This is a genomic window from Gordonibacter sp. An230, from assembly GCF_002159915.1.
Taxonomy (GTDB): domain Bacteria; phylum Actinomycetota; class Coriobacteriia; order Coriobacteriales; family Eggerthellaceae; genus Rubneribacter.
In genome coordinates, this window is the sequence record NZ_NFJP01000055.1 from 1 (window position 1) to 5,075 (window position 5,075).

The 5,075-nt window shown below is 60.0% G+C and carries 5 protein-coding genes; 4 read left to right on the forward strand and 1 reads right to left on the reverse strand.

Features of this window, described 5'->3' with window-relative positions; genetic code table 11:
* Positions 1 to 200: hypothetical protein (locus tag B5F40_RS16485; protein ID WP_204217453.1), on the forward strand; the 200-nt coding region annotated here is incomplete at its 5' end.
* Positions 201 to 218: 18 nt separating this feature from the next.
* On the opposite strand, the gene B5F40_RS15515 is transcribed toward B5F40_RS16485, so the two are convergent.
* On the reverse strand, positions 219 to 809 hold the full coding sequence (locus tag B5F40_RS15515; protein ID WP_087195177.1) for a TetR/AcrR family transcriptional regulator: 591 nt from the start codon (positions 807 to 809) through the stop codon (positions 219 to 221).
* A gap of 255 nt (positions 810 to 1,064) precedes the next feature.
* On the opposite strand from B5F40_RS15515, the gene B5F40_RS15520 reads away from it, so the two are divergent.
* The 3 genes from B5F40_RS15520 (at position 1,065) to B5F40_RS15530 (ending at position 4,871) form a co-directional block, all read left to right on the forward strand.
* Positions 1,065 to 2,318 carry an agmatine deiminase family protein gene (locus B5F40_RS15520; RefSeq protein WP_087195178.1) on the forward strand — a complete coding sequence of 418 codons (1,254 nt, stop codon included), beginning with the start codon at positions 1,065 to 1,067 and terminating at the stop codon, positions 2,316 to 2,318.
* 87 nt (positions 2,319 to 2,405) lie between these two features.
* Complete coding sequence (locus B5F40_RS15525) at positions 2,406 to 3,470, forward strand: ornithine carbamoyltransferase (RefSeq protein ID WP_087195179.1); 1,065 nt, start codon at positions 2,406 to 2,408, stop codon at positions 3,468 to 3,470.
* 102 nt (positions 3,471 to 3,572) lie between these two features.
* Positions 3,573 to 4,871, forward strand: a complete 1,299-nt coding sequence (locus B5F40_RS15530) for an MFS transporter (RefSeq protein ID WP_087195180.1) — start codon at positions 3,573 to 3,575, stop codon at positions 4,869 to 4,871.
* Positions 4,872 to 5,075: the final 204 nt, after the last annotated feature.

Consider the following 5,075-nt stretch of genomic DNA (forward strand, 5'->3'; position numbering starts at 1 on the left):
TCGCGGCGTTCGCGCTGCGCGCGCGCTTCGCTTGGGCGCGGATGATGGAAGTCCGCCTCCTGCGCTTCTTCCGCCCGGTTCGGTTTCTCTGCGACGCTGTTTGGCACTGTGGTTCTGACGTCTTGATCGGGTGGGACTCGTTGGAAGATGGGGAACCTGAGCGAAGCGGCGCATATTTGCAACGTCGGCTTTTCGCATGATGATATGGAGTAAATCGGTCAGCGGTTTTGAGCGTCCAGAAGGAGCAGGTCGATTGCCCTGTTCCATATCGCAACTGTGTCAACGTCGGCGTTTTGCGCTACGACCGTGCTAAAGCCTGAGGTGATGACAAACAGGTATTGCGCCGCACCCTCGATGTCGTAGTTCTCTGGAAGCGCCCTGATGTCCACGCCATGCTTCAGGACGGCAGCGAAAGCGTCGATAGTGCTTTTTGTCAGTCTTTGCTGATGTTGGGCGAGGGCGGGCATCCTTGCGGCTTGCATATCTATTTCGGCGAGGACGCGACGCCGTTCTTCGTCGCCATGGTAATTGGCGAGGATGGAGCGGCCCAATGTGTGTAGGTACGCGAAGTACTCGTTTGTGTCGACGATGGCGATGAACCCTTTGTCTTCCGGATCAAGCACGGGATAGAGGCTCTTAACCATGTCGAGAAACAGCTCTTCCTTCGATGCGAAATAGTAGTAGAGTGCTGGTTTGGAGATTCCGACTAAAGCGCATACCTGGCTTACCGAAGCTTTGTCGTAGCCTCTTTCGGCCACCAGGGAATACATGGCTTCTCGTATCCTGTCTTTGGTATTCTGTTCGCTCACAGTAGCAAGCCTTTCTTTAAAAACGATTCCAATATCACAATAGCATATACGTGAGCAGGTCGGATATAGTTCTAGGAACCTATGTCGTCCGTCGATTTCCCCCGAGCTGTTTCTCTACAAGCCTCCTTCGCGTTGCGTATTGACGTTAATGTGGCCGCTTGCTATAGTAATACTTACTTACCGGTAGGTAAACACCATACACAGTGTTGGAAGAGAACGAGAGCGTTCGCTTCCCAGGGCACGGAGGAGGAACCCGTGTTAGAGAACTATCGGCATCCAGGGGAGTTCGAACCCCAGTCAGACGTCTTCATGGAATGGATCCCCGACGCCTACCAAATGAAGGGTTACGACAATAGCCAGTCGTGCGTCGAGATCGTGAAAGCGCTCCAAGAGCACGGTGACGTAACGCTCCGCATCAACTGCGGTGCCGAGGGCGTTCTCGACCGCGCCAGGGCAAGTTTGCTGGAGGGGGGCGTGCGCATCGAGGAAATCGAATTCGTGCAGTTCAAAGATCCCAACTTCTACGTGCGCGACAACGGGCCTACGGTTGTGGTGGACGATCGGGGCGGCAGGGTCCTCGTCAATCCAAATTGGAGTTATTACGGGACGTTGCCGGTCGATGATCCGTACTGCGTGCAATCGCGCATCGCCGCCGTGCAGATGGGCGTGTCGCTGGGGATCTTCGACGTGGTGAACTCGGATATCGTGTCGGAGGGGGGCGATCGGGAGTTCAACGGCCAGGGCGTCATGATGTGCATTGAGGACACCGAGGTGCGCAAGCGCAACCCCGAGCTTACGAAGGAGCAGGTGGAAGCGGAGTTTAAGCGCCTTTACAACGTGGAGAAGGTCATCTGGATCCCGCGTCCGATGCTTGAGGACGACGATTTCCGCAACGGGCCTTTGGAGTATCGCGATGGCGTGCCGTACCTCGGATCGAGCTTCGCGGCCCATATCGACGAGATGTGCCGCTTCGTGGATGCGAACACGATCCTGCTCGCCGAGGTGACCGACGAGGAAGCGCGTGCGAGCGAAGTCAACGCAGAGAACAAGAGGCGTCTCGATGCCGCTTTCGACGTGCTTTCCAAGGAAACGGACGCTCAGGGCAATCCCTTCGTCATCAAGCGCATGCCCGTTCCCATCGCAATCGACTACGTGCTTACCGAGGACGATGAGAACTACGGGTTGTACGAGGGGCCCATCAAAGAGATGGGCGGATCGTTCGCCGACGGCACGCCGTGGCCAGGGGGCGATATCCACCTCATCGCTTCCACGGGGTACTGCAACTTCCTCATCTGCAACGGCGTTGTTGTCGGCCAGCGCTATTGGCGCGAGGGAATGGATGCGGCCATCAAAGAGAAAGACGAAGCTGCGCGGGCAGTGCTCGAGGAATGCTTTCCGGATCGCACGGTGGTGATGGTGGACAGCCTGGCGCTCAACATGACCGGCGGCGGCGTGCATTGCTGGACGAAGAACGTTGCGGCCTCCGGTTCGGTTCGTGCCGAGGCGTAGGCAAGAAGTGCGCCGCGCGAACGGTCCTGGCAGACTTCGCGCGGCATGCAGACAAACACATTCATGATATCAGAAAGGACCGAAGCCATGAACAACAACCTTGTCGGACGGGACATCCTGAATCTTCGCGATCTCACGCCCGATCAGTTTCGCTATCTGATCAACCTTTCATGGGAATTGAAAGCGCAGAAGAAGGCCGGCGTCGACCAGCGGCACTTCTGCGGTAAGAACGTTGTGGCCAACTTCATGTGGAGCTCGACACGTACGCGCTGTGCGTTCGAAACGTCCTGCAACGACCTCGGCATGGGCTTCACCTACCTTACCAACTCCCATATGGGCTACGACGAGAGCATGAAGGATGCGATCCGCGTGTTGTCCGGCATGTACGACCTGCTGGTCATCAGGGCGCAGCTGCGCGAGGAGTTTTTGTACGAGATCGCCGGCTACTGCGACATTCCGGTTATCAACGCGCTCACGCTCGACGACCATCCGACGCAGATGCTCGCCGACGCGCTCACCATGGAGGAGCAGTGGGGCGGCCTGGGCTCGAGCCGCCGCAAGACGATGGCCTATGTGGGCAACTGCTCCGGCATGCCGTACTTCTACGGACGCCTGTGCGCCATCTTGGGCATGAACCTACGCGTGATCGGCCCCGAGAACCCCCGCTATCGCCTTCGCCAGCCTTGGATCGACGAGATCGCCGAGCTGTATCGCCGTTGGAGCCCCGACTGCGAGTTCACGGTCACCAGCGATGTGGATGCGGTGCAGGGCGCGGACGTCATCACCACGGAGGTGTGGCGTTACCGCAGTCCCGACGTGAGCGACCAGGTGCTCGACCCCGAAGAGTACGACTCGTGGATGGGCGATGTGAACGACCTCTTGCCGTACCGCGTGTCGAGCGAGCTGTGCGAGCGCACGGGGAATCGAGACGCCTTCTGCATGCACGAGCTTCCCTCCGTGCACAACGCCGACCATGAGATCGGTCGCAAGCTGCTCGCCCAAGCGCCGAACGACTTCGAGCGCACGGTTATCGAAGAGGGGCTTGAGATCACCGACGAGTGCTTCGAGAGGAACGCCTCGGTCATCTTCCGCGAGGCGGAGAATCGCCAGCACACCATCAAGGCCATCATGGCGGCTGTGCTGGGACTGTAAAAGCGCTTGCCGGGGCGTCGTGCCCTGCGCTTCGCGTCCGCGGCGACACAGGGAGAAAGCTCGCAGACGCCCCGGCTCATCGTTTGAAGGGAAACGATACCTATGGAACATGCGCATGATTTGAAAAGCTCGGGCAAGTTCGCCTGGGTGCTGGTGCTGGGGCTGGGCCTTATGTCGGCGGGCACCACCGGCTCTTACAGCGTCGTCGCGGGCTGCTTCATGACGCCGGTTTGCGACGATTTGGGAATCGACTACAACATGTTCTCGTATTACTTCACGGCGACGCTCGTGGGGATCGCCGTGGCGATGATGTTCGTCGGCAAGATCCTTCCGAAGGTCGTCGGACGCTGGACGCACGTTGCGGTGGCCGTGGTTCTTCTGGCGGCCGGAGCGGCCATGGCGTTTTATTCGAACGTGTGGCTGTTCTTGCTTTCCGGGCTTGTCATCGGGTTCGGCATGTCGTTCACCACGGGCTTGTGCATGTCGGCCGTCATCGACCAGTGGTTCAGGAAAAAGGCGGGCCTCGCCATCGGCTTGGCCTGGGCGGTCAACTCGGTGTACATGGTGGTGATGAGCCCGGTTATAACCGCGGTCATCGAATCCGTCGGCTGGAGGAACGGCTATCTGGTGCTGGCCGCCGTTTCGGCTGTCCTGGTCATCCCGTCGATCATGTTCATCATCCGTTTCAAGCCCTCGGACAAGGGCATGCTTCCGTACGGTTACGGAGAGGAGTCGGATGCAGCCGAAGAGGGCGGTGCGGAGATGGCTGCCACGCGAGGTGTGCCGTTCAGGGTGGCGGTGAAGTCCCCTGCGTTCATCGCGTGCATCCTGTTCTTGTGCTTCGTGCAGATCACTGTGTGCATGAACCAGCTGTTTCCGACGTACGCGGTCGAGGTCGGCCTGGGGGCGATGACGGGAAGCATCATGGTTTCGTCGGCATCCCTGTTCGACATCTTCCTCAATCCTGCCGTCGGCTCGGCGTGCGACAAGCTGGGATCCTTCAAGGCCCTTGTGCTGTGGACGGTGGTGAGCATCGTCTCGTTCGTGATGCTCATATGCTCGGCGGGGGTGCCGTGGTTGGCCATCGTCGGCGCAGGCGTGAACGACGTCATGTACGTGGTGGCCGGCTCAGGGCTGACGTGCTTGCTCATGAGCGTGTTCGGATCTCGCGATTACGGACGCATCTTCGGCATCGTATGCGGGGTGGCCTACATCGCCGGAGCGTTCGGCATGCCCATCATGACCGCCGTTTACTCGGCCACGGGCACGTTCAACGCGGTGTTCGGACTGTGCATCGCCATGAACGTCGCTATCATCGCTCTGCTCTTTGTGATCAAGGCGACCAGCAAGAAGCTGCAATGGGTGGAAGGCGATGGCGAGAGGCCCGTTTCGCTGAGGTAGCGAGGGGGCGATTCGATAAGGGGGCGCCTGCTGCTGCGCGCCCGGCCCGCGCTTCCCGGCGCCGGCCGCGGAGGGGGGCCTCGCCGAGGGGCCCCTCCGCATGCTGGGGGGGGGTCTATGGTTTTGTCGGCCCTGGGAGTCGGGTCTCTCTGCGTGCCGGCGCCCCTCCGCTCCCGCGGGGCCGCGGAGGGGCGCCGGCCCCGG

Excerpts from the sequence above, each read along its gene's own strand:
- B5F40_RS15525 (WP_087195179.1), top strand. The coding sequence starts at position 2,406 with ATGAACAACAACCTTGTCGGACGGGACATCCTGAATCTTCGCGATCTC.
- B5F40_RS15530 (WP_087195180.1), top strand. The coding sequence starts at position 3,573 with ATGGAACATGCGCATGATTTGAAAAGCTCGGGCAAGTTCGCCTGGGTG.